Source organism: Pseudomonas sp. B21-019 (assembly GCF_024749225.1).
Classification (GTDB): Bacteria; Pseudomonadota; Gammaproteobacteria; order Pseudomonadales; family Pseudomonadaceae; genus Aquipseudomonas.
Window position 1 is genome coordinate 4,253,316 of record NZ_CP087193.1, and the last position, 21,475, is coordinate 4,274,790.

22 protein-coding genes and 1 pseudogene (1 of these 23 running past the window's edge) are annotated in these 21,475 nt (G+C 60.4%); 10 read left to right on the forward strand and 13 right to left on the reverse strand.

Annotation, left to right across the window (positions count from 1 at the left end; translation table 11 throughout):
* Positions 1-3,161 carry the start of a non-ribosomal peptide synthetase gene (locus tag LOY36_RS18795; protein ID WP_258670092.1) on the reverse strand. It extends 9,220 nt beyond the left edge of the window, so 3,161 of the gene's 12,381 nt are visible here — the first part of the coding sequence; it begins with the start codon at positions 3,159-3,161; its stop codon lies off the left edge, out of view.
* Positions 3,162-3,480: 319 nt separating this feature from the next.
* A complete protein-coding gene (locus tag LOY36_RS18800; RefSeq protein WP_258670095.1) occupies positions 3,481-4,218 on the reverse strand; it encodes a thioesterase II family protein in 738 nt (245 codons plus the stop codon).
* Positions 4,219-4,411: 193 nt separating this feature from the next.
* Here LOY36_RS18800 and LOY36_RS18805 point away from each other — a divergent pair, with 193 nt between their 5' ends.
* The 3 genes from LOY36_RS18805 to LOY36_RS18815 all read left to right on the forward strand — a co-directional run bounded on the left by LOY36_RS18805 (position 4,412) and on the right by LOY36_RS18815 (position 8,078).
* Positions 4,412-6,235 (forward strand): glycoside hydrolase family 15 protein, encoded by a 1,824-nt coding sequence (locus tag LOY36_RS18805; protein WP_258670098.1) that lies wholly within the window; start codon positions 4,412-4,414, stop codon positions 6,233-6,235.
* A gap of 508 nt (positions 6,236-6,743) precedes the next feature.
* Entirely contained in the window at positions 6,744-7,130 is a 387-nt protein-coding gene (locus LOY36_RS18810; RefSeq protein ID WP_258670101.1) for a hypothetical protein, read from the forward strand.
* 57 nt (positions 7,131-7,187) lie between these two features.
* On the forward strand, positions 7,188-8,078 hold the full coding sequence (locus LOY36_RS18815; protein ID WP_019648325.1) for an alpha/beta fold hydrolase: 891 nt from the start codon (positions 7,188-7,190) through the stop codon (positions 8,076-8,078).
* Here the strand turns inward: LOY36_RS18815 and LOY36_RS18820 are convergent.
* Positions 8,047-9,039: a GlxA family transcriptional regulator gene (locus tag LOY36_RS18820; protein ID WP_019648324.1), complete on the reverse strand. Its 993-nt coding sequence runs from the start codon at positions 9,037-9,039 to the stop codon at positions 8,047-8,049. The two genes, LOY36_RS18815 and LOY36_RS18820, sit on opposite strands and share 32 nt — an antisense overlap.
* A gap of 90 nt (positions 9,040-9,129) precedes the next feature.
* On the opposite strand from LOY36_RS18820, the gene inhA reads away from it, so the two are divergent.
* Positions 9,130-9,816, forward strand: coding sequence for an isonitrile hydratase (inhA, locus tag LOY36_RS18825; protein WP_258670106.1), 687 nt, complete (start codon positions 9,130-9,132; stop codon positions 9,814-9,816).
* A 73-nt stretch (positions 9,817-9,889) separates the two neighbouring features.
* Here the strand turns inward: inhA and LOY36_RS18830 are convergent, their stop codons facing one another.
* Positions 9,890-10,228, reverse strand: coding sequence for an antibiotic biosynthesis monooxygenase (locus tag LOY36_RS18830; protein WP_019648322.1), 339 nt, complete (start codon positions 10,226-10,228; stop codon positions 9,890-9,892).
* A gap of 26 nt (positions 10,229-10,254) precedes the next feature.
* Positions 10,255-10,884: a LysE family translocator gene (locus tag LOY36_RS18835; protein WP_258670108.1), complete on the reverse strand. Its 630-nt coding sequence runs from the start codon at positions 10,882-10,884 to the stop codon at positions 10,255-10,257.
* 89 nt (positions 10,885-10,973) lie between these two features.
* On the opposite strand from LOY36_RS18835, the gene LOY36_RS18840 reads away from it, so the two are divergent.
* The gene (locus tag LOY36_RS18840; protein WP_258670111.1) at positions 10,974-12,299 is read left to right on the forward strand and encodes a PLP-dependent aminotransferase family protein; all 1,326 of its coding nucleotides are present in this window, start codon (positions 10,974-10,976) and stop codon (positions 12,297-12,299) included.
* A 573-nt stretch (positions 12,300-12,872) separates the two neighbouring features.
* On the opposite strand, the gene LOY36_RS18845 is transcribed toward LOY36_RS18840, so the two are convergent.
* Positions 12,873-13,361, reverse strand: coding sequence for an SRPBCC family protein (locus tag LOY36_RS18845; protein ID WP_018925328.1), 489 nt, complete (start codon positions 13,359-13,361; stop codon positions 12,873-12,875).
* A gap of 198 nt (positions 13,362-13,559) precedes the next feature.
* Here LOY36_RS18845 and LOY36_RS18850 point away from each other — a divergent pair, with 198 nt between their 5' ends.
* From LOY36_RS18850 to LOY36_RS18860, 3 genes are all read left to right on the forward strand, one after another.
* Complete coding sequence (locus LOY36_RS18850) at positions 13,560-14,480, forward strand: ADP-ribosylglycohydrolase family protein (RefSeq protein ID WP_086945118.1); 921 nt, start codon at positions 13,560-13,562, stop codon at positions 14,478-14,480.
* A 59-nt stretch (positions 14,481-14,539) separates the two neighbouring features.
* On the forward strand, positions 14,540-14,941 hold the full coding sequence (locus LOY36_RS18855) for a lysozyme inhibitor LprI family protein (RefSeq protein ID WP_018925326.1): 402 nt from the start codon (positions 14,540-14,542) through the stop codon (positions 14,939-14,941).
* Between the two features lie 249 nt (positions 14,942-15,190).
* Complete coding sequence (locus LOY36_RS18860; RefSeq protein ID WP_018925325.1) at positions 15,191-15,547, forward strand: hypothetical protein; 357 nt, start codon at positions 15,191-15,193, stop codon at positions 15,545-15,547.
* 48 nt (positions 15,548-15,595) lie between these two features.
* On the opposite strand, the gene LOY36_RS18865 is transcribed toward LOY36_RS18860, so the two are convergent.
* The 5 genes and pseudogenes from LOY36_RS18865 to LOY36_RS18885 all read right to left on the reverse strand — a co-directional run bounded on the left by LOY36_RS18865 (position 15,596) and on the right by LOY36_RS18885 (position 19,081).
* Entirely contained in the window at positions 15,596-15,850 is a 255-nt protein-coding gene (locus LOY36_RS18865) for a DUF1652 domain-containing protein (RefSeq protein ID WP_018925324.1), read from the reverse strand.
* A 383-nt stretch (positions 15,851-16,233) separates the two neighbouring features.
* Positions 16,234-16,446: pseudogene (locus tag LOY36_RS18870) on the reverse strand (sigma-54-dependent Fis family transcriptional regulator); the annotation flags it as partial.
* A gap of 11 nt (positions 16,447-16,457) precedes the next feature.
* On the reverse strand, positions 16,458-17,195 hold the full coding sequence (locus LOY36_RS18875; RefSeq protein WP_007991412.1) for an S-methyl-5'-thioinosine phosphorylase: 738 nt from the start codon (positions 17,193-17,195) through the stop codon (positions 16,458-16,460).
* Between the two features lie 12 nt (positions 17,196-17,207).
* Positions 17,208-18,218 (reverse strand): beta-N-acetylhexosaminidase, encoded by a 1,011-nt coding sequence (gene nagZ, locus LOY36_RS18880; protein WP_258670118.1) that lies wholly within the window; start codon positions 18,216-18,218, stop codon positions 17,208-17,210.
* A gap of 155 nt (positions 18,219-18,373) precedes the next feature.
* A complete protein-coding gene (locus tag LOY36_RS18885; protein WP_019648307.1) occupies positions 18,374-19,081 on the reverse strand; it encodes a TetR/AcrR family transcriptional regulator in 708 nt (235 codons plus the stop codon).
* A gap of 230 nt (positions 19,082-19,311) precedes the next feature.
* Here LOY36_RS18885 and lexA point away from each other — a divergent pair, with 230 nt between their 5' ends.
* Positions 19,312-19,920, forward strand: coding sequence for a transcriptional repressor LexA (lexA, locus tag LOY36_RS18890; RefSeq protein WP_007933171.1), 609 nt, complete (start codon positions 19,312-19,314; stop codon positions 19,918-19,920).
* A gap of 10 nt (positions 19,921-19,930) precedes the next feature.
* Positions 19,931-20,404 carry an SOS-induced cell division inhibitor SulA gene (gene sulA, locus LOY36_RS18895; RefSeq protein WP_007933172.1) on the forward strand — a complete coding sequence of 158 codons (474 nt, stop codon included), beginning with the start codon at positions 19,931-19,933 and terminating at the stop codon, positions 20,402-20,404.
* Between the two features lie 94 nt (positions 20,405-20,498).
* On the opposite strand, the gene LOY36_RS18900 is transcribed toward sulA, so the two are convergent.
* Both LOY36_RS18900 and LOY36_RS18905 read right to left on the reverse strand, forming a co-directional pair.
* A complete protein-coding gene (locus LOY36_RS18900; RefSeq protein WP_007933173.1) occupies positions 20,499-20,732 on the reverse strand; it encodes a hypothetical protein in 234 nt (77 codons plus the stop codon).
* 141 nt (positions 20,733-20,873) lie between these two features.
* Positions 20,874-21,398 carry a DUF6586 family protein gene (locus LOY36_RS18905; RefSeq protein WP_258670124.1) on the reverse strand — a complete coding sequence of 175 codons (525 nt, stop codon included), beginning with the start codon at positions 21,396-21,398 and terminating at the stop codon, positions 20,874-20,876.
* Between the last annotated feature and the right edge of the window lie 77 nt (positions 21,399-21,475).

Consider the following 21,475-nt stretch of genomic DNA (forward strand, 5'->3'; position numbering starts at 1 on the left):
ATGGAGTCGCCGCCCAGCTCAAAGAAGTTGTCTTCCAGGCCGACGGTGTCGATGGCCAGGACGTCCTGCCAGATCGCCGCCAGGGACTTTTCCAGGGCCGTGCGTGGCGCCACGTGTTCACGTTGCTGCTGGGTGCCGTCGACCGCAGGCAAGGCCTTGCGGTCGAGCTTGCCGTTGGGGGTCAACGGCAATTGTTCGAGGAACAGCAGATACGCCGGGACCATGTAGTCCGGCAAATGTTGGCGCAGCGCAGCTTTCAGGGTTTCGCGCAGGTTCGCTTGAGCATCGGCATTGTCCGCCAACACTGCTACATCGGTGGGCACGATGTAGGCGACCAGTTGTTGACCGCTAACGCCATCCTGGGCCAGCACCGCCAGTTCGCGTACCGCGTCCTGCTGCAACAGCCGCGCTTCGATTTCACCCAGCTCGATCCGGAAGCCACGAACCTTGACCTGATGGTCGATGCGACCGACGTATTGCAACGCGCCGTCGACCTGATAGCGGGTCAGGTCACCGGTGCGATACAGACGCTCGCCGTTGCTGGCAAACGGGTTCGGCACGTATTTCTCGGCGGTCATGCCCGGTCGCGCCAAGTAACCCCGGGTGATGCCCGCGCCGGCCAGGTACAGCTCAGCCGATACGCCCTGCGGCACCGGTTGCAGATCGGCGTCGAGCAAATAGCTGGCGGTGTGCTTCAACGGTCGGCCAATGTTGGCGCTGCCGCCGGACTGGCGGCGGGTCCAAGTGGAATAGGTGGTGTCTTCCGATGGACCGTAGAGGTCGTAGACGTGCTCGATGGTCGGCTGCTGATACAACGCCTCCACCAGGCTTTGCTTCAGCGGTTCACCGGCGAGGTTGATGATGCGCACGCTCGGCGGAATCTGCCCGGCACTGTGCAGCGCATTGATCGCCGATGGCACCGTGTTGATCAGGCGCACCTGATCGCGGGCCGGCAGTTGCGGCAGCTCCAGGGCGTTACGAGCGATGATCACCGAACCACCGTTGGCCAGTGTGACAAACAACTCCCACACCGACAGGTCGAAACACACCGAGGTCGAGGCCAGCACACCTTGAATGTCATCGCGGCTGTACACCGATTGCGACCAGTCGATCAGCGCCAGCACGTTGCGATGGGCGATGGCCACGCCTTTGGGCTTGCCGGTGGAGCCGGAGGTGTAGATCACGTAGGCGAGGTTATCCGGCGTGACGCGAGTGACTGGTGCGCTGCTTGGGTAAGCGGCCAGCCATGGCTCGGCGCTGTCCATCAACAACACTTGTGTCTCGGCAGCGATGCTCAATGTTGCCCCAACGGCCTGCTCGGTCAGCAGCACCAATGCACGGCTGTCCTCAAGCATGTAGGCCACGCGGTCGGCCGGGTAATCCGGGTCCAGCGGCACGTAGGCGCCGCCGGCCTTGAGCACCGCGAGCAACGCCACCAACAGACTGTCGGAACGCTGCATCGCCACGCCGACCCGCACTTCCGGGCCCACGCCCAACTCGATCAGCTTGTGGGCGAGTTGGTTGGCGCGGCTGTCGAGTTCGGCGTAAGTCAGTTGTCTGGCCGCAAAGGTCACCGCCAACGCGTCCGGCATGGTCGCGACCTGTCTGGCGATCAGCTCATGAATGCACAGATCATCGGCGAAACCTTCGTCAGCGCGGTTCCAGTCATGGACGATGCGTTGGTATTCCTCGGCTTCAAGCAATGGCAAATCGCTGATGCGCTGCTGGCTGTCGTTGACCATGCCGTGCAGCAAATGGGTCCAGTGCCGCGCCATGCGCTCGATGGTCGGCGCATCGAACAGATCATTGGCATAGGTCAGCGCGGCATGCAGTGTGCCGGCCTTTTCATACGTATCCAGCGTCAGGTCGAATTGGGTGGTGCGCCCTTCCCATTCGATCACGCCCAGCTCCAGGCCCGAGGCGGTGGTCACCGTGGAAATGTCCGCCACTTGCGGCTGATGGTTGTACATCACCTGGAACAACGGCGTGTGGCTGAGGCTGCGCTCCAACTTCAACGCTTCCACCAGCCGCTCGAATGGCAAGTCCTGATGGGCCTGGGCGCCGAGGGCAGTTTCCTTGATGTCACTGAGCAAATCGGCCACGCGGGTCTGGCCGTCGAGCCGGGTGCGCAGCACTTGGGTGTTGACGAAGAAACCGATCAGGCCTTCGATTTCGCCGCGATTGCGGTTGGCGATCGGCACGCCGACGCGGATGTCGGTCTGCCCGGTGTAACGGTGCAGCAACGCGTTGAACGCACCAAGCAACAGCATGAACAAGGTGATGTTGTGCTTCTGCGCGGTGGCTCGCAGTTGCTCGGCCAGTGGGCCGTCGACGCCGAACTCGTAACGCGTGCCGCGATAGCTGGGCATCGCCGGGCGCGGGTGATCGGTGGGCAGCTCCAGCACCGGATGCTCGAAGCCCAATTGGGCTTGCCAGTATTCCAACTGCCGCGCCTGCTCCCCGGCCTCCAGCCAGCGGCGTTGCCACAAGGCGTAGTCGCTGTATTGAATCGGCAACGGCGCGAGCTGCGGTTGCGCGCCGGCATCATGGGCGTCGTAGCAGCGGATGAACTCGTCGATCAGCACGTTCATCGACCAGCCATCAGAAACGATGTGGTGCAGGGTCAGCAGCAGCACGTGCTCCTGCTCGGTGAGTTTGAGCAGCTTGACCCGCAGCAGTGGCCCGACGGCCAAATCGAACGGCAGCAACGATTGCTGCTGGGCGGCCTCGGTCACGGCCTGTTCGCGCTCAAGGGTTGGCAGCGCGCTGAAATCGACCTGCTCGATCACCAGCGGCGCATGGGTCGGCGCTTGTTGCAGGGACTCGTCGGCCTGGCGCTGGAACACCGTGCGCAGGGTTTCATGACGCGCCACCAGGCTGGCGAACGCCTGCTCCAGGGCCGGCAGGTTCAGTTGCCCAGTCAGGCGCACTGCGCCCGGCAAGTTGTAGGCGCCGCTGTGCGGGTCCAGTTGCCAGAGGAACCACATGCGCTGCTGGGCGTAGGACAGCGCTTGCCGGTCTTCGGCCTCGACCCCTTGCGGAATCGGAAAACGGGCGAAGTCCACGCCCTCCTTGTGCAAGGCCGCAAGGAACATCTGGCGCTTTTCCAGGGGCAACCCGATAAACCGGCGAGCAAGTTTCAAGGAGTCTTCAGCATTCATTTCTTAGCATCCGGATCAGTAGGCAGGAAGCACAAAGGCACGTCGTCCCTATGAAACGAATGCAGACCGGAAAAATTAGCGTTTGAGAACAAGTATCAGGAAGGGAGGTCGAAGCGGCTGGAATCGGCGGTGCGGCGAAGAAATGACGGCCGAACACAGACCTGTGGCGAGGGAGCTTGCTCCCGCTCGGCTGCGCAGCAGTCGTAAACCGGCGAATGCGGTATTCCTGACACAGCGAGGTCGCAGGTTTTAGGGTCGCTTCGCAACCCAGCGGGAGCAAGCTCCCTCGCCACAGAAATCACCAAACTGAAGCATCGTGTTAACCGACAGCCGCCAAGGCATGCCGCCGATGATGCCCCCCCAGCTGATCCTTGATCAGCCGCAGCACCTTGGCTTCGTGTTCATGAATGAAGAAGTGCCCACCGGCCAGCATGTCCACCGAAAAACTGCCGTGGGTTTCCTTGCTCCAGCCGATCAACTGTTCGGTGGTGGCCTTGTCGGCCTTGCCACCCAGCACATGCACCGGGCACTTGAGCAATGGCCGCTGTACCGGCTGAAAACGCCCGCACAATAGAAAATCCGCGCGCAGAATCGGCAGCGTCAGGCTCATCAGCTCTTCATTGGCCAGCACCTCTTCGCTGGTGCCATTGAGCGTTCGTAGCTGCTCGATCAACTGCGCATCGGTTTTCGGCTCGGCAAAACCACGGTCGTAATCGGCCCGCATCGTCGGCGCCGCCGTTCCCGAGGCAAACAGCGCCACCGGTTCCGGACAACCCAACGCACGGAAGGCGTGGGCCAGTTCACACGCGAGCAAGGCGCCCAAGCTATGACCAAACAAGGCATAAGGCGCCTTGAGCGTCGAACGCAACTCCTTGGCCAATTGCATCGCCAGCGCGCGCATGTCGGTGTGCAACGGTTCGCCGAACCGTGCGCCCCGCCCCGGCAGCTCCACCGGTTGCAACTGCAGCCACTGCGGCAACTTGCGCCGCCAGCGACTGTAGACCATGGCACTGGCGCCAGAATACGGCAGACACAGCAGGGTCAACTTGGTCACCACGTTTACCTCAAAAAGTCGTCTGTATGGGAAGACGACCCACGAGGGGCGAAAATTAGTCGGCGCCGGTAAATCCCGCCAGGGAGAAAGCGTCGAATTATTGGTTGAGTGTGAACGCCGGTTCGTCGCCAAATGAACTCTCTGTGGCTTAAACCAGTCAGCTGGTTAGGCCCTCGAATCCCGGAGTTCTGCGGCAATGGCTGATCATTCCGAACGACAAAGCGCGATCGACGCCCACGGCATCATTGGCGACATGCGCAGCGCGGCGCTGGTCAACGACAAGGGCAGCGTGGACTTTTTCTGCTGGCCGGAATTCGACAGTCCGTCGATCTTCTGCTCGCTGCTGGATACCCCCGATGCCGGCATTTTCCAACTGGCCCCGGACCTGCCCGACGCCCGCCGCGAGCAGATTTACCTGCCCGACACCAACGTTTTGCAAACCCGCTGGCTCAGCGATAACGCAGTGGTCGAAGTCATCGACCTGCTGCCGATCGGCGACAGCGAGGATGATTTGCCGATGTTGATGCGCCGGGTGCGCGTGGTCAGCGGTCAAGCGACGATACAGATGCTCTGCAACCTGCGTCATGACTATGCGCGAGCTCACACCAAGGCCCGGGCGCGTGGTCGGAGTGTGTATTTCGAGGCCTCCGGTCAGCCACCCATGCAGCTGTGTTCGGATCAGCCCTTGCGCGTCGAAGGCAATGCGGCGATAGCCGAGTTCACCCTCGAACAGGGCCAGAGCGCCGAGTTTCTGCTCGGCGGCGTTGACGATCCGCGCTTCAAGGAAGGCGCCGCTGCACTGTGCCTGGAGCGCACCCTGAAGTTCTGGCGCGACTGGATCGGCCAGTCCAATTACCGCGGGCGATGGCGGGAAATGGTCAATCGTTCGGCCCTGGCGCTGAAGCTGCTGACCTCGCGCAAACACGGCGCCATCCTCGCCGCCGCCACCTTCGGCCTGCCGGAAACACCCGGCGGCGCACGCAACTGGGACTACCGCTACACCTGGATCCGCGACGCCTCGTTCACCGTCTATGCCTTCATGCGCCTGGGCTTCGTCGAGGAAGCCAACGCCTACATGCGCTGGCTGCGTGGCAGGGTCAGCGATTGCCACGGTAAGCCGATGAAACTCAACATTCTCTACGCCATCGATGGCCGCCAGGAGTTGCCGGAAACCGAACTTGCGCACCTGTCCGGCCATGGCGGCGCGACGCCGGTGCGCATCGGCAATCAGGCGTACGAACAAATCCAGCTCGACATCTTCGGTGAGCTGATGGATGCGGTGTACCTGGTCAACAAGTACGGTGAAGCGATCTCCCATGAGGGCTGGAAACACACCGTGGAAGTGGTCGATCAGGTCTGCGAAACCTGGCAGCAAAAGGACGTTGGCATCTGGGAAATGCGCGGCGAGCAGCATCATTTCCTGCACTCGCGACTGATGTGCTGGGTGGCGCTGGATCGGGCCATCCGGCTGGCCTCCAAACGCTCGCTGCCCGCCCCGTTCGCCCGTTGGGACCAGACTCGTCAAGCGATCTACGCCGACATCTGGAGCAACTTCTGGAACGAAGAGCGCGGGCATTTCGTCCAGCACATCGGCGGCACCGGCCTCGACGGCTCGATGCTGCTGATGCCGCTGGTGCGCTTCGTCAGTGCCAAGGATCCACGCTGGATCGCGACCCTCGAAGCCATCGAAAAAACCCTGGTGCGCGCGGGCATGGTCTACCGCTACCGCAACGACGACAGCCAGATCGACGGCCTGCCCGGCACCGAAGGCGCCTTCGCCGCCTGCTCGTTCTGGTACGTCGAATGCCTGGCCCGCGCCGGCCAGGTGGAAAAGGCGCATCTGGAGTTCGAGCAATTGCTGCGGTACGCCAACCCGCTGGGGCTGTACGCCGAAGAGCTCGACAGCCACGCCCGACACCTGGGCAACACACCACAAGCACTGACGCACCTGGCGCTGATCAGCGCGGCGAGCTTTCTGGATCGGAAGTTGAGTGGGGAGAAGAACTTCTGGCAGCCTTGAGGCTGAGGTGCTGGCTTCGCTGTAGGAGCGAGGCTTGCCCGCGAAAGGGCCACCAGCCTCAACACATGGCTTGCTGCTCCCGTTCCTCAACTACAACCGTCAAAACTCGTCGGAAATATCCACTTTTACGACACTTTTTGTAGGATCAAGACCTACCCGCGATGAACTTAAACACGCACCGCCAGCCACTATTGACCTCCCGTGGCGAGGGGGCTTGCCCCCGTTGGGTCGCGTAGCGGCCCCTCGAATGCTCAACCACATTCCTCCAGAAGCACCGTATTTACTGGCTTAGCGACTGCTACGCAGCCGAACGGGGGCAAGCCCCCTCGCCACAAGAGTGTGTAGGCCAATCGCCTACATTCACTAAACAAACCAGCCCAATCAACACCTGGTAACTGATTCCTACATCCGGAAATACCTTGTTGCCAGCGCCTATATCCATCCCTACCATCCACGCTCAACGGGCACAGCGGAGCTGTCCAACAAAACCCGAATTCAAGGAACCAGAATGACCCAGCGCATCCATCGCAGCATCGATACCCCACTCCGATCAGGCCTGAACCGGACTGAACTATGGGAGGGCCACGACAAAGGCCTGATCAAATGCTGGGAGATCGGTCGCCAACGCGCCGCCCGCTTCCCCGACCTCGCCCGACAATGCCTAACCGGCGAACTCCCGGTGCTGGGTTGGAAAGGTGGCGTCAGCCGCAGCCTGAAGAAACTCGAAAAATACGGATCCCTCAAATACCTCGCCCAATGGCAGGGGTTGCGCGGGGAAGATCTGGATATTGATCTGAGCGCAGAACGGGCGCTGACCTGTTCCAGGACCAAAATGGTCGTGACGTATACGCCGGACCGGTCGAAGTACTTCAATCAGATGGACGTGGAAGCCTGAGGAAAGGGCCCGGGTCGATCTGAATCAGCCGTTGATAGACAGCCTATGGAGCATCGAATGCAGACCCAACATGTCCTGACGCCAAACCTCGATATTGCCTGCGAAACACACGGCCCCAGCACCGGCGACCCGATCATTCTTCTGCACGGCTTCCCCTACTCCCCCCGCGCCTACGACGAAATCGCCCCAACCCTCGCTGCGAAGGGCTACCGCGTCATCGTCCCGTACCTGCGCGGCTACGGCCCGACCCGTTTCAACGCCCCCGACACCCTGCGCTCCGGCCAGCAAGCCGCCCTCGCCCAGGATTTGCTGGACCTGATGGACACTCTCGCCATCAAACAAGCCGCGCTGTGCGGTTACGACTGGGGCGGTCGGGCGGCGTGCATTGTCGCGGCGCTAAGGCCAGAGCGGGTGCGCTGCCTGGTGACCGGGGACGGTTACAACCTGCAGAACATTCCCCGCTCCACCGAGCCTCTGGATCCGCAGACCGAACATCGTCTCTGGTATCAGTATTACTTCCACACCCCACGCGGCGTGGAAGGCTTGACCCAAAACCGCCGGGCCCTGTGCGAACTGCTCTGGCGCCTGTGGTCGCCGACCTGGGCGCAAAATGTCGAACGATATCCCTTGAGCGCGCCAGCCTTCGATAATCCGGATTTCGTCGACGTAGTAATTCACTCGTACCGGCACCGGTTCATGTATGCGCCCGGCGACCCGGCGCTGGAGTGGATGGAAGAAGCGTTGACCCGACAACCGGCAATCAGCGTGCCGACGATTTCCCTGTGCGGCGCCGATGATGGCGTGGGCCCCGCGCCGGACATCGATGAAGACGCCGAGCATTTTACCGGCCCTTACGAACGCCGAGTGTTGGCGGGCGTCGGGCATAACATTCCCGAGGAAGCACCCGAGGCGACGCTCAAGGCAATACTGGATCTGCTGGAGGACTGACGGAAAACCGCTCGCGATAAGCCTGCGGTGTCACGCCCATGGCCCGCAGAAAACTGCGGCGCAGGGTCTCTTCGCTACCAAACCCGCATTGCACCGCGACCCGTTTGATCGGTACGCCGGTGTCGCTGAGCAGTCGTCGCGCGGTCTCGACCCGAATCAGCTCAATGGCCCGCGCCGGGGTCTGGCCAGTGTCGGCGCGGTAGTGACGGACGAAGCTGCGCTCGCTCATTCCGGCCTGCAAGGCCAAGGTCGGAATGCCGAGGTCCTTGGTGAGGTTTTCGCTGATCCAGGCGTGAAGCTCGTCGAATCGGTTGCCTTCTTTCTGCAACGACAGGGTCACGCTGAACTGCGACTGGCCCCCCGGACGCTTGAGAAACACCACCAGTTGCCGAGCGACTTCGAGGGCCATGGTTCGGCCGAGATCCTGTTCGACCATGGCCAGCGCCAGGTCAATGCCTGCGGTAACCCCGGCCGAGGTCCAGACCGGACCGTCGTTGATGAAGATCGGGTTGGGTTCGACCTGCAGTTTGGGATGCTGCTGCGCCAATTGCTCGCAGCGGGTCCAGTGCGTCACCACCCGTCGACCATCAAGCCAGCCGCTGGCCGCCAGCAAAAACGCCCCGGTGCACACCGACGACACCCGCCGGCAATCTCGCGCATGCTCACGCACCCACGCCACCAGCGACACGTCCTGCGCTGCCGCGTAAACGCCCCAGCCACCGGCAATGATCAAGGTGTCGCTGCCCCGATCCGGCAGCGGCTCCGCCAACAGCGCCAACCCCGCCGACGACATCACTGCCCCGCCACCGCTGGCAATCACTGACGGCGCATAGGGCGGCGGCAAACCTTGCTGGCGGGCAATGTCGTTGGCCGAGGCAAACACCTGCAACGGCCCGGTGACATCGAGCACTTGCACGTTGGCAAAGGCCAGCACATGAATGGTTTTCGGGTGGCTTGGCATGTTTGGCGTAATTCGTGGGGTTATTGGCGTATTCGCCAAATCCTACGAGCCTACAGTGAAGCCGTCCACCCCAATCAGGAGAAAAACGCCATGACGTTGCAGATCGGTTTACTGTTGTTTCCACAGGTTCAACAACTGGACCTGACCGGCCCTTATGACGTGCTGGCCTCGCTGCCGGACGTGAAGGTGCATCTGATCTGGAAAGACCTGGTGCCCGTCACCGCGAGTACCGGGCTGGTGTTGAAACCGACCATCACCTTCGACGATTGCCCGCCGCTGGATGTGATCTGCATTCCCGGAGGTGGCGGCGTCGGCCCATTGATGGAGGATGAACAAACCCTGGCCTTCATCAAGGCTCAGGCCGCGACGGCGCGGTATGTCACCTCGGTCTGCACCGGTGCCCTGGTGCTTGGCGCGGCGGGGTTGCTCAAGGGCAAGCGCGCCACCACTCACTGGGCGTATCACGAATTGCTCGGGCTGTTGGGGGCGATCCCGGTGAAGGATCGGGTGGTGCGCGACGGCAATCTGCTGACCGGTGGCGGGATCACCGCAGGCATCGATTTTGCCCTGACCCTGGCCGCTGAATTGTTCGATAAGGACACCGCGCAACTGGTGCAATTGCAGCTGGAATACGCCCCGGCACCGCCGTTTGCGTCGGGCAGCCCCGAAACGGCGCCAGCCAGCGTGCTGGAGGAAGCCCGTAAACGCGCTGCCGGGTCGTTGAAATTACGTACGGAAATCACCGAACGTGCAGCGGCGAAACTCGATCTCCAGTGAAAGAGATGGCCGCGGGGGGCTATCCCCCCGCAGTCAGTCATTCAGGCCGGGAATCCGTCGCGGAAAACCTCGCTCAAGCATTCGCCGCACGCCGGCCATTCGGCACAAACAGCTCGAACGAGTCATCGCCATAAGCCCGCTCCACTTTAGCGATCACCACTTGATAACCCGCATACCACTTGCGGTACTGACGCTTGGCCTCCAGGTGTCTGGGATGGCTGGCGAATTCCCGGATAGAAGCTTCGTCCTGCCAGTAGTAACTGGCGTTGACCAACTCACCATCGGCCGAGCACCAGGACTGGGTACCGACGAACCCTTCGATGCTGATCGCGACTTCGTCGATCAACGTGCTCAACCGGTTGAACTCCTCGTCTCGTTGCCCGGGTTTGTAGATAAACGATGCGATGTACATGCAGAGGTTCCTTTTCAGTGAATGAGTCAGGCCGGACGTGTCATCAGGGCCAGCCGGACGGCGAGCAACAGCAATACCGCGGCCAGCCCCAATGACTGCCATCTGGCGAATGTCGACGTGCTGGAAATACGCCGGCTGACCGTGCTGCCGAAAACCCCGAGCAGGGTGTGAAACACGCCACTGACCAGGGTCAGCACCATGCCCAGCAGCACCAGCTGTACGGCAATCGAGCCTCGTTGCGTGTTAACGAATTGCGGCAGGAACACCATGAAAAACAGCAAGGCCTTGGGGTTCAACAGGCTGTTGAGCATCGCCCGGATCAGCAGGGTCTTGAGCGGCACCTGCGCAACATCCGACATGCCGCCGGCCGATGGCTTTTGCAACGCCTTGAGCGCCAGCCACAGCAGGTACAAGACACCGGCATAACGGATCAGGTCGAAGGCCGGCGGCCAACTGGCAACCAGTGCCGTAACGCCCATCGCGGTCAGCGCCGTCAGGATCAGATCGGCCAGGCCAATGCCCAATCCCGACGCCACACCACCGCGCCAGCCATAACTGGCGCCATGGCTGATCACGAAGGCCATGTTCGGTCCGGGTGACAGCAACAACAACATCACCGCGCCGACGAAAATCGATAAGGTCGCAAGGTCAATCACAGCGCAGTCTCCCTCCTGGAAAGCCTGTAGGTTAGAGCGCCAATCTGATACAAACAAAAAATTGATCCAGATACAAAGAGCCCTCACCCATGACCCGTATTCGCTACAAACGCCTGGTGGATCAGTTCGCCGGGAAGATTCGCAGCGGTGAACTGCCACCCGCCACGCAATTGCCGACCATTCGCGCATTGATGCAGCGCGAACGGATCGCCCTGGCCACGGCATTGCGGGTCTATCACGAGCTGGAAGCGATCGGCCTGGTGGTTGGCGAAATCGGTCGTGGCACCTTTGTGCGCGACACGTCCTTGCCACGCGGACTGGGTCTGGAACAGCAACCACTGGGCGTCGGCATGGTGGACCTGACCTTCAATTACCCGTCGGTACCCGGCCAGGACGAGTTATTGCGCGAGGGTTTGCGAGCGATTGCCGCCTCCGGGGATATCGATGCGCTATTGCATTCCGCGCCTCAGGGCGGGCGGCCGCATGAACGGCAGACGGCGGCCCGGCATTTACGCAATCGGGACATTCGAGTGGGGGGCGATCAGGTTCTGATCGTCAACGGCGCCCAGCAAGGTCTTGCCGTGACGCTGATGGCACTGCTCAAGCCGGGAGATATTCTGGCCCTCGACGCCCTCACCTACCCCGGCCTGAAAACCCTGGCCCAGGCCCATCGGCTGGACCTCGAAGCCCTGCCGCAAATCGCCGGACACACCGACCTCGACGCCCTGGAAGCACTGTGCAAGCGGCGCCCCGTGCGGGCGCTCTACAGCATGCCGACGATGCACAATCCGCTGGGGACGGTGATGTCCATCGCCGACCGTGAGCGCCTGGTGCAATTGGCCGAACGCTACGACTTTCTGATCATCGAAGACGGCGCCTATGCCTTCCTCGCAGAACCGGCACCCAAACCGCTGTTTACCCTGGCCCCGCAGCGCACGCTGTACATCAGCGGCCTGTCGAAAAGCGTTGCCTCAGGCCTGCGCATCGGTTTCATCGTTGCACCGAAAGCGATGATGCCGGCGCTGGAACAAGCCATTCGCGTGTCGACATGGAGCACCCCGTCGCTGACCGTCGCGCTGGCCTGCCGCTGGATCGATAGCGGCGAAGTCGACAACCTCGAAGAGCAAAAGCGCCTGGACGCCCGGCAGCGACAGAACCTGGCTCGGCAAATCCTGAAAAATTGCGAACTGGTGGCGCATCCCGCGTCCTACTACCTCTGGCTCAGATTGCCCGAAGGCTTGCGGGCCGAAACGGTGGTTGCCGAGCTGGAACGTAAAGGCGTGCAGGTGACCAGCGCCGATCCCTTTGCCACGACCACTCATGTGCCTCCTGCACTGCGGGTGGCCATGGGATCGATCAGCCTCGACGTGTTGAAGCGCGCCTTGGAGACTCTGCGTGCAGTCGTGGACATCTGACGGACTTTTCTGACACCCATAAAAAAACCCGCCTAAGCGGGTTTCTCAAGACCATTACGACATCCTGTCGGTAGCCATCCTGGCGTATGGTCGATCATCCGTGATCCTGAACACGTCCTGTGTTCAGTTGATGGATCCAGATTAAACACATCGATGAAGCTTCAAAAGACGACATAACAGCGGCTGCGTGTAAGCCATTGACCATTCAGCGCCTGAAAGCAGCCCCTGTAGCAGCTGCCGAAGGCTGCGTTCGGCAGCTGCTACTAGCACGGGTACAGGTACGGGAGATCGGTCGCAGTTTCCTGCAGACGAAAAAAAACCCGCCGAAGCGGGTTTTCCCAAGACCATATCGACTCCCTGTCGGCAGCAATCCTTGCTTATGGTCGATCATCCGTGACCCTGAGCACTTCCTGTGCTTCAGTTGATGGGGCTAGATTACGCTTCGGATCCAATCAGCAATAGACGATATAGCTACTACCACGTGTAAGACATTCGCTATAGCCGCCCTTCCGAAAACCCTTAGACGTATCAACCATCACGGGCCGAAGCCGCGAATTTCGCGGCTTGCAGCCATCAACTTCCCTGACGCTCGTGGGCCTTGGTGTTTTCTGCCAGAAACTGTTCGATGTTGTTCATCTGCTCATCCCAGCCACGGCTGTCCATGCGGAAAGCCTTGAGCCTGCGCGACTGGGGAACGTGATCGAAACCGGACTCGACGACCGTCAACAGCGTGCCTTCGTCCATGTCCTGGAGTTCGAATTTCACCAGCGTGGTGGGCTCCTGAGAGTAATCGACTTCCGGCTCCACCGCATACGGGTGCCAGCGAAACGAAAACACCCGCTCCGGCTCGACCCGCTCCACCAGTACATTCCACAACAAGTGCTCATAACCAGGATACGTAATCTGCCCCTGGGTCCACTCGCCGGCGACAAAGCGCTTGCCTTCGAGTGCCACGCCGAACCATTGTCCGAACATTTCGGCATTGGCCAGCATGCGCCAGACCCGCGAGCGCGGCGCCTTGAGCAGGATCTTCCTTTCGATGCGATCTGATGCTGGGTTCATAAGTCACCTCCTGTATTGAACAGTAGGCCCGTAAAGACCAGAAGACCAACCTAAAAGTTGTATCAAACGGCTGATGCAATCAACCGTACCTGAAATATTCGGCCTCGATTTTGGCCATAAGTTCTGGTTTGAAAGGCACAGTCAACGGATTGAAACTGCTAACGTTTGCAACGACGTGCAACCTTACAAGGAAGATTCATGCAGCCTTCACTCACGGAGCGTTATCGCGCAACCCTGTTTGGGCTTGCTTGCGCAGATGCTATCGGCACCAGTGTCGAATTCCAGCCACGCGGCTCGTTCGAGCCCCTGACCGATATGGTTGGCGGCGGCCCGTTCAATCTGAAGCCGGGGCAATGGACCGATGACACATCCATGGCACTTTGCCTGGCTGAAAGTCTGCTGAACAAAAAAGGTTTTGATGCGGCTGACCAGATGGGCCGTTACCTCAACTGGTGGCAATGGGGTTACCAGAGTTCGACCGGCGAATGCTTCGACATTGGCATGACCGTACGTGACGCGCTGGTTCGTTATCAGAAAACCGGTCAGCCATTCGCAGGCTCCTCCGATCCCGACACGGCGGGCAACGGTTCGCTGATGCGGCTGGCGCCGGTAGTCTTGTACTACTTTCCCGACCGCGACCGGATCAGGACGTTTTCCGTAGACAGTTCGCGTACTACCCATGCCGCGCCGGAGGCACTTGAATGCTGTCAGTTGCTTGCCGAACTGCTCCGCAAGGCATTGCTAGGCGCCACCAAGCCGGATTTGCAGCGCCTGCCAGAGACAATATTCCTGGAACCAAAAGTCATGGCCATCGCCCGAGGCGACTACCTCGACAAGTCCAAAGACGATATCCGGGGCAGCGGCTACTGCGTTGCATCACTGGAAGCGGCCTTGTGGTGCTTTCACCACACTGACAGTTTTGCAGCCGCCATCCTCGAAGCCGCGAACCTGGGTGACGACGCCGATACCACTGCCGCCATCGTCGGTCAGTTGGCCGGGGCTCACTATGGTGCGCAGGCCATCCCTGAAGGCTGGCTGGCGAAGTTGCACAGGCGCGCTGACATCCAGGTTTGTGCGGACCAGTTACTCGCGGCTTCAGGCGCCCTTTCTACAAGCTGAAGCCTGCGTCTTCGCTACACTGCAACCTCCTCTTTTCAATTGTCACAGCGAGAATTCCCATGCACCCACGCTTGCTCCTGGCACTGACGCCGCTGCTGTTCACCCCTCTTGCGCATGCCGTCGACTGCGACAACGCCACCGACCAGACGACGATGAATCAGTGCGCAGCGCAGCAGAACAAGGCCGCCGACAAGGAGCTGAATGCGCTTTACCAGCAGATCACCACGCGATTGAAGGACAGCCCTGACGCCAAGAAGCTGTTGGTCGGTGCCCAGCGCTCATGGATTGCGTTTCGCGATGCCGAGTGCAAGTTCTCGGCGTCCGGAGTGGAGGGAGGCAGTGTTTACCCGCTGATCTATAGCAACTGCACCACGGCGCTGACCAAGGCGCGGGTCGAAGCCTTCAAGACTTACTTGAAGTGTAAGGAAGGGGATTTGAGTTGCCCGGTGCCTGAGGCGTGATGCGGCGGCGTTCTTGATGCCGCCGCGTGCCAGCTTAACGATCACTATAAAAATCAATCAGTTACTTGAAATAACTGGCTTATGGGCGCGTCTGAACGAGATCGCCCGCGTCTAATATCGCGATACCTGTTGCAGTGTGAGACAAGCATAGAGGCCCCCGGCCGGAACACTTCATCGCCCGGCGATTGACGATGCTGCAGTGCAGGCGCGAAATGTGGGTTCACCGATTGCCAGTCAGAGGGTAAGAACATGGCAAGCATAACGGTCCTGGCGGGGGACTTTCTGCAGGGTGATGGAGAGTACACAGACGGCGTTTTCACGCTCAGGACGTCGCTTCACCCGTGGCCCGGCATCACCCTCCCGCTCTCATTGTTCAAGAGTGTAGAAGTGGCCAACGAGGATTCGATCAACAACATCAAGGATGTCATCGGCTTCGGCGTGGCGGGGGCCATGTTGCTGGGGCCTATCGGCGCAATTGCCGGCTTCATGTTGGCTGGCAAGGAAACCGAGGTAACCTTTCTGGCCACACTCAAGGATGGAAGAAGGTTGCTGGCGGCTGTAGACAACGACACGTTCGATGAGATTTCCCGAAAAATCCCGTCCTGACATGACAGACGCACGCCGCACCATCGACAGGTGCGGCGTGACATCGGTTCAGCTGTAGAACGTCGGGTGAACGCCTTTGTGAGCCTCGATTTCCAACCGCATATCAGCCACCAGCGATGCAATTGCATGGGGACTGTCCAGTGTCCATACCGGTACGTGAGTGGCCACCAGATCCACTTTGCCGGTCATGCAATCGCAGACCCGAATCGTCAGGAACTGGTCTGCCTCCATGCTACAGGTGCACACGGCGGGCAGAAAACTTTGCTCGATGATGTTTTGGATTTCCAGGGGTGATAGGAACATCGCTACCTCCCTCACGCCAGATGGATGCCGGGCAAATGCTCCGTCATTTCACCCTTTAGCCTGAAAATTCTAATCCTCATTAGCGGGTGTCTCAAGGCTGTGACAGGTTGCTCGTCGTCTCATCGGGCTGTCGCGATTTGCGACACCTCCAAGCGAGTCGCCCGCCCCCTCGCATCACTCAAAACCCCGCTGTCACTGAGCTATCAGCCCCTTCCCGACACTTGGCACAGCCATTGCCAAACAGTGAGCAAGCCCCCGTTTTCACGCACAACAAGAGGTCTTGCCATGCCCCTCCCTTATCTGCTTCCCGCCACCTCGGCGTTCATCCAGCGCGCACCGCGCATGCTCATTGGCGGTGACTGGGTCGAGGCCGCCCGACGGCCAGACCATGCCCCTGCGCCAAGGGTGATGTCTTGCAGGCCGCTGCCCTTGAGACGGTCGGCGCGACCTTCGACGGCGAGGATGGTGGCGTCGGAATTGGCGAGGATGATCAGCCCTTCCTTGCCTTGGCGATCGGCCAGATAGTCGATGGCCGGCATCGCCGCATCGATCAACAACCGATTGCTAGCCAGCAGCCCGTCGAGACTGGCGCTCGAGAGTGTCGAGCTTAGCCTTTCAATACCCGCGCCAACGTCGACTTCACTTTGCCCATGCCATCATGCAGTGCCTGTTCAATCTCGGCCATGGTAATGACCGCCGTCGATTTGCCCGCCGCGGGGTTCACCACCAGCGCCAGACAGGCATAGTCCAGTTCCAGTTCACGCGCCAATGCGGCTTCTGGCATACCGGTCATGCCGACGATATCGCAACCGTCACGTTCCAGCCTCGCGATTTCAGCAACTGTTTCCAGACGTGGCCCTTGAGTGCAGGCGTACACGCCATGGCTGCTGTAGCCGACGCCTTCAGCCGCCAACGCCGCGATCAATTGCTGACGCAGGGGTTCGCTGTAGGGATAGCTGAAGTCGATGTGTGTAACGTGTTCCAGGTCATCGGCGAAATAGGTGTGTTCGCGACCGCTGGTGTAATCGATCAATTGATGCGGCACGCAGAAATGCCCGGTGCCCATCGCGGCATGAATCCCGCCCACGGCGTTGACCGCGAGAATCGCTTCGGCACCGGCCTGCTTCAAGGCCCACAGATTGGCGCGGTAGTTCACCTGATGCGGCGGGAAGCGGTGTGGGTGGCCGTGACGTGCGAGAAACAGCACTTCCTTGCCGGCGTACTCACCGATCTGCACCTCGGCTGAAGGCGCACCGTAAGGGGTGTCCACCGCCAATGACTGGCGAATGCTCAGGCCTTCGAGTTGAGTCAGGCCGGTGCCACCGATAATCGCGTAAACCGTCATAACGAAAAGTCCTTAATCAATCAATTGAGCTTCTTTGAGCGCGCCGACGGCCGTCAGCCAGCGCGGGTCTTGACGGTATTCGGTGCTGGCGTACGCCTGCCCACGCATCCGCGCGATACGCGCCGAAGGCTTGACCTTCAACCGCTGGGCGGCACTCAAAGCCAACTCGGCAGCCGCGCGGTCGTTGCACACCAAGCCCATGTCGCAACCGGCGGTCAACGCCGCTTCGATGCGACTGGCGGCATCGCCCACCACGTGTGCACCGGCCATCGACAGGTCGTCACTGAAGATCACGCCATCGAACTGCAGCTCGCCGCGCAGGATGTCCTGCAACCAGCGACGGGAGAAACCGGCAGGCTGGGAATCGACTTGTGGATAAATAACGTGGGCCGGCATGACGGCGGCCAATTGCTTGCTCAATCGCGCGAATGGCACCAGGTCGTTGGCGCGGATTTCGTCAAGGCTGCGTTCGTCGTTGGGAATCGCAACGTGGGAATCGGCCTCGGCCCAGCCATGACCGGGGAAATGCTTGCCGGTGGCAGCCATCCCGGCGCTGTTCATGCCACGGATGAATGCACCGGCGAGCAAGGCTGCGCGCTCGGGATCACCTTCGAACGAACGAGTGCCGACAACGGCACTGCGTTGGTAGTCCAGGTCCAGCACCGGGGCGAAGCTCAGGTCGAGACCGACCGCGAGCACTTCGGTCGCCATGATCCAGCCGCACTGCTCGGCCAGGTATTCGGCATTCGGATTGTCGGCGATGGCGCGCATGGCGGGCAGTCGCACGAAGCCCTGACGCAGCCGTTGAACCCGACCGCCCTCCTGGTCCACCGCCAGCAGCAGATCAGGACGAATGGCGCGGATCGCGGCGCTCAACTCGCGTACCTGACGCGGGTGTTCGATGTTGCGGGCAAAAATGATCAGGCCGCCCACTTCGGGCTGGCGCAACAATTGGCGATCTTCAGACGTCAGCCAGGTACCGGCGACGTCCACCATCAACGAGCCTTGCAGGCCAGCAGTCATAGAAGTTCCTTGATTACGATAAACCCGGCTCGCACGAATTCGCCGCCATGGGCTGAGCCCGGCAGGTCGGCGATATCAATGAGGGGGTTCAAAACGAGAGTCGGCATGGGCGGCTAGCTTAGCGGATGTCAGCTGCCGCGCCCACCCGTGTGCGGTTAAACCTTGGCGGCCACCGGGGTCGATTTGCTGCGTGGACGCAACTGTGCGGTAGCCATGGCGGTGTCGGTGACGCCGGTTTCGGCACGCATGCCCGCAGCCAGGAATGGCACCATCAGACGCATCACTTGCTCGATGGAAGTGTTGACGCCGAAATCGGTCTCGGCAATCGCGCGCAAGGCCTTGATCCCCGACATGCTGAACGCCGCGGCACCGAGCATGAAGTGCACGCGCCAGAACAGTTCAATCGGTGGAATGCGTGGCGCGGCTTCGTTGACCAGCAGCATGTAGCGGCGGAAAACCTTGCCGTACATATCTTCCAGATAACGACGCAAGTGCCCTTGGCTCTGACTGAAAGCCAGCCCCAGCAAACGCATGAAGATGGACAGGTCGTTGCCGCTGCGTGGTTGCACCACCAGGGCTTGCTCGACGAGGATCTCCAGCAATTCTTCGAGGGTCGGTTTGTTCTCGGGTTTGGCCTGACGGCGCTCCAGCTCTTTATCGAGACTGAGGCAGAACGGCCCGAGAAAACGCGAGAAGACCGCTTGAATCAGCGCCTTCTTCGATCCGAAGTGATAGTTCACCGCCGCCAGATTGACACCGGCCTTGCTGGTGATCAGACGCAACGAGGTTTCAGCGAAACCTTTTTCCGCGAACAATTGCTCGGCAGCATCGAGAATGCGTTCAACGGTTTCCGACTGGGCCATGGCTACTCCGCCTGACAAACACTTGTTTGAAACATACGTTTCAGCCCAGGCCTTGTCAAGTCTGGCGGGTTCGTTTTGGGAATGGTCGGTCAGCTATTTAACCATACAACACTGGCGCTTCAATCGGCGAGCTGAATGACCGTCCAGCGGCCGGCAAAAAAAGGGGCATTGCCAAGACCGGTTCACTGTATATAATCCCAGTCACTGTATAAAAAGACAGAGCGATCAATATGCTAAAGCTGACGCCACGCCAAGCAGAGATTCTGGCCTTCATCAAACGCTGCCTCGAAGACAACGGCTACCCGCCGACCCGCGCGGAAATCGCTCAGGAACTGGGCTTCAAGTCGCCCAACGCGGCGGAAGAACACCTCAAGGCACTGGCCCGCAAGGGCGCGATCGAGATGACCCCGGGCGCCTCCCGCGGCATTCGCATCCCCGGCTTCGAAGCCAAGGCCGACGAATCTACCCTGCCGATCATCGGCCGAGTGGCAGCGGGCGCTCCGATCCTCGCCCAGCAGCACATCGAAGAATCCTGCAACATCAACCCTTCGTTCTTCCACCCTCGCGCTGACTATCTGTTGCGGGTCCATGGCATGAGCATGAAGGACGTCGGCATTTTCGACGGAGACCTGCTGGCCGTCCATACCACCCGCGAAGCCCGTAACGGTCAGATCGTGGTGGCGCGGATTGGCGATGAAGTGACCGTCAAGCGCTTCAAGCGCGACGGCAGCAAAGTCTGGCTGATTGCCGAAAACCCTGAATTCGCCCCTATCGAAGTCAACCTGAAAGATCAGGAACTGGTGATCGAAGGCTTGAGCGTCGGCGTGATTCGCCGCTAAAGGAGGCTTTATGCAGTTCCCACACACTTCACAGCAAGCCCAACTCCCGTTGTTCGAGGCGTTCATGGCGCAGCCGCTGGCGCCGATCCTGAAAGACGTGGTCGAGTCGCCCTGGAGCGCCGAGCCCGAAGTCTTCAGCGAGCTGTCATTGCGTGGCGCGGCCGGGAACTGCCTGAACCTTCTGGCACCCATCCTCAGGGAACTGAGTCAGGACCAGGACGCTCGCTGGCTGACTCTGATCGCCCCGCCCGCCAGCCTGACCCAAGCCTGGCTGCGAGACGCCGGCCTGAACCGTGAACGCATTCTGCTGCTGCAACCACGCGGCACGCAGAGCGCTCAACAGCTGACCTGTGAAGCTTTGCGACTTGGCCGCAGCCATACGGTCGTCAGCTGGCTAAACCCGTTGAGCACATCGTCGCGGCAACAGCTGATCAGTGCCGCCCGTACCGGGGATGCGCAAAGTCTGAATATTCGGCTGGGTTAACTGACAAAACAGTGTTTGCACTGAACAGCGCGGGGCTTCTCCAAGGATAGAGAAGCCGGTCTGTAGAGGTATCCGCAAAATCCGACGGGCGGGATCAATGAAGAACCCGTGGCCCCTCTTCCTTATCAAATTCGCCTTCAACCAGGCGTCCTGCCATCTGAACACCGACGCTCAACATCGCCTTGGCGACTTCCACGTGCTGGCCTTGCAGGAAAGCCTTGGCATCCTCGGAGAAATCCAAAGTAACCAGGGAACCCTCGTCCTCGGCCCTACGCAGCTCGATTCGGCCGTCTGGTAACTCGACAATTTCTAGAAAGGACGTTGGCATAAAGGACTGTTCTCCACGAAAGGCAGGGATTATATAGGCATCGGCCAAGCTTCGCTCGGGATCTTGACCAGATGCCATCACGAAGAGAAATTTCTGACATCATGCTTCTTTGAGCGGGCCATTCGCCAAGCACTCAATCCTTCAGCACTCGTTCAGCCCTTCGCGAAACCGGATCGCCAGGCTTTTCAGACTCTGGCGCCAGCTCTCCAGTTCTTCCCGGCTCAGCTCTTCAGGCGCCTCTTCTTCGTCCAGATTGACCGCCAGAATGAGCGGTTGCGTCACATCACCCTTGGGTTTGTGCGGCGCACGAGGCGGCTGAAACAGTGCGGCATAAGCCGACAGCAGTTTGGCCAGCCAGGTTTCAGGGTTTTGCGCCAACTCGACCATCTCGGCCATTTCCGGAATAGCGATGGTTTCGAGCACTTCGCGGGTCAGCAGCATCTCTGCCCGCGGCGCATTGGCCTGAGGCAAGCGATAGAAACCGGCGATTTCATGGCACAGCCCCAACAGCGCTCCGTACAGGTGAAACAACGCCGATTCGCGCCCGGCCTGAATCAGTGCCAGGGAGTTCATCGCCCGCCCCTCTTCAGCCTTGGCGAGCGCTTCCAGCGAAAGGCCGGCGAAATAAATCTTCTGGTTGGTACGGGTATAGAGTTCGTGGGCCATGACGGCAGCCTCCACAACGAAATAATTGCTTCACGCAGGTCTGACAGTGTCGTGGATCACCCAAGCTCACCGCAAGC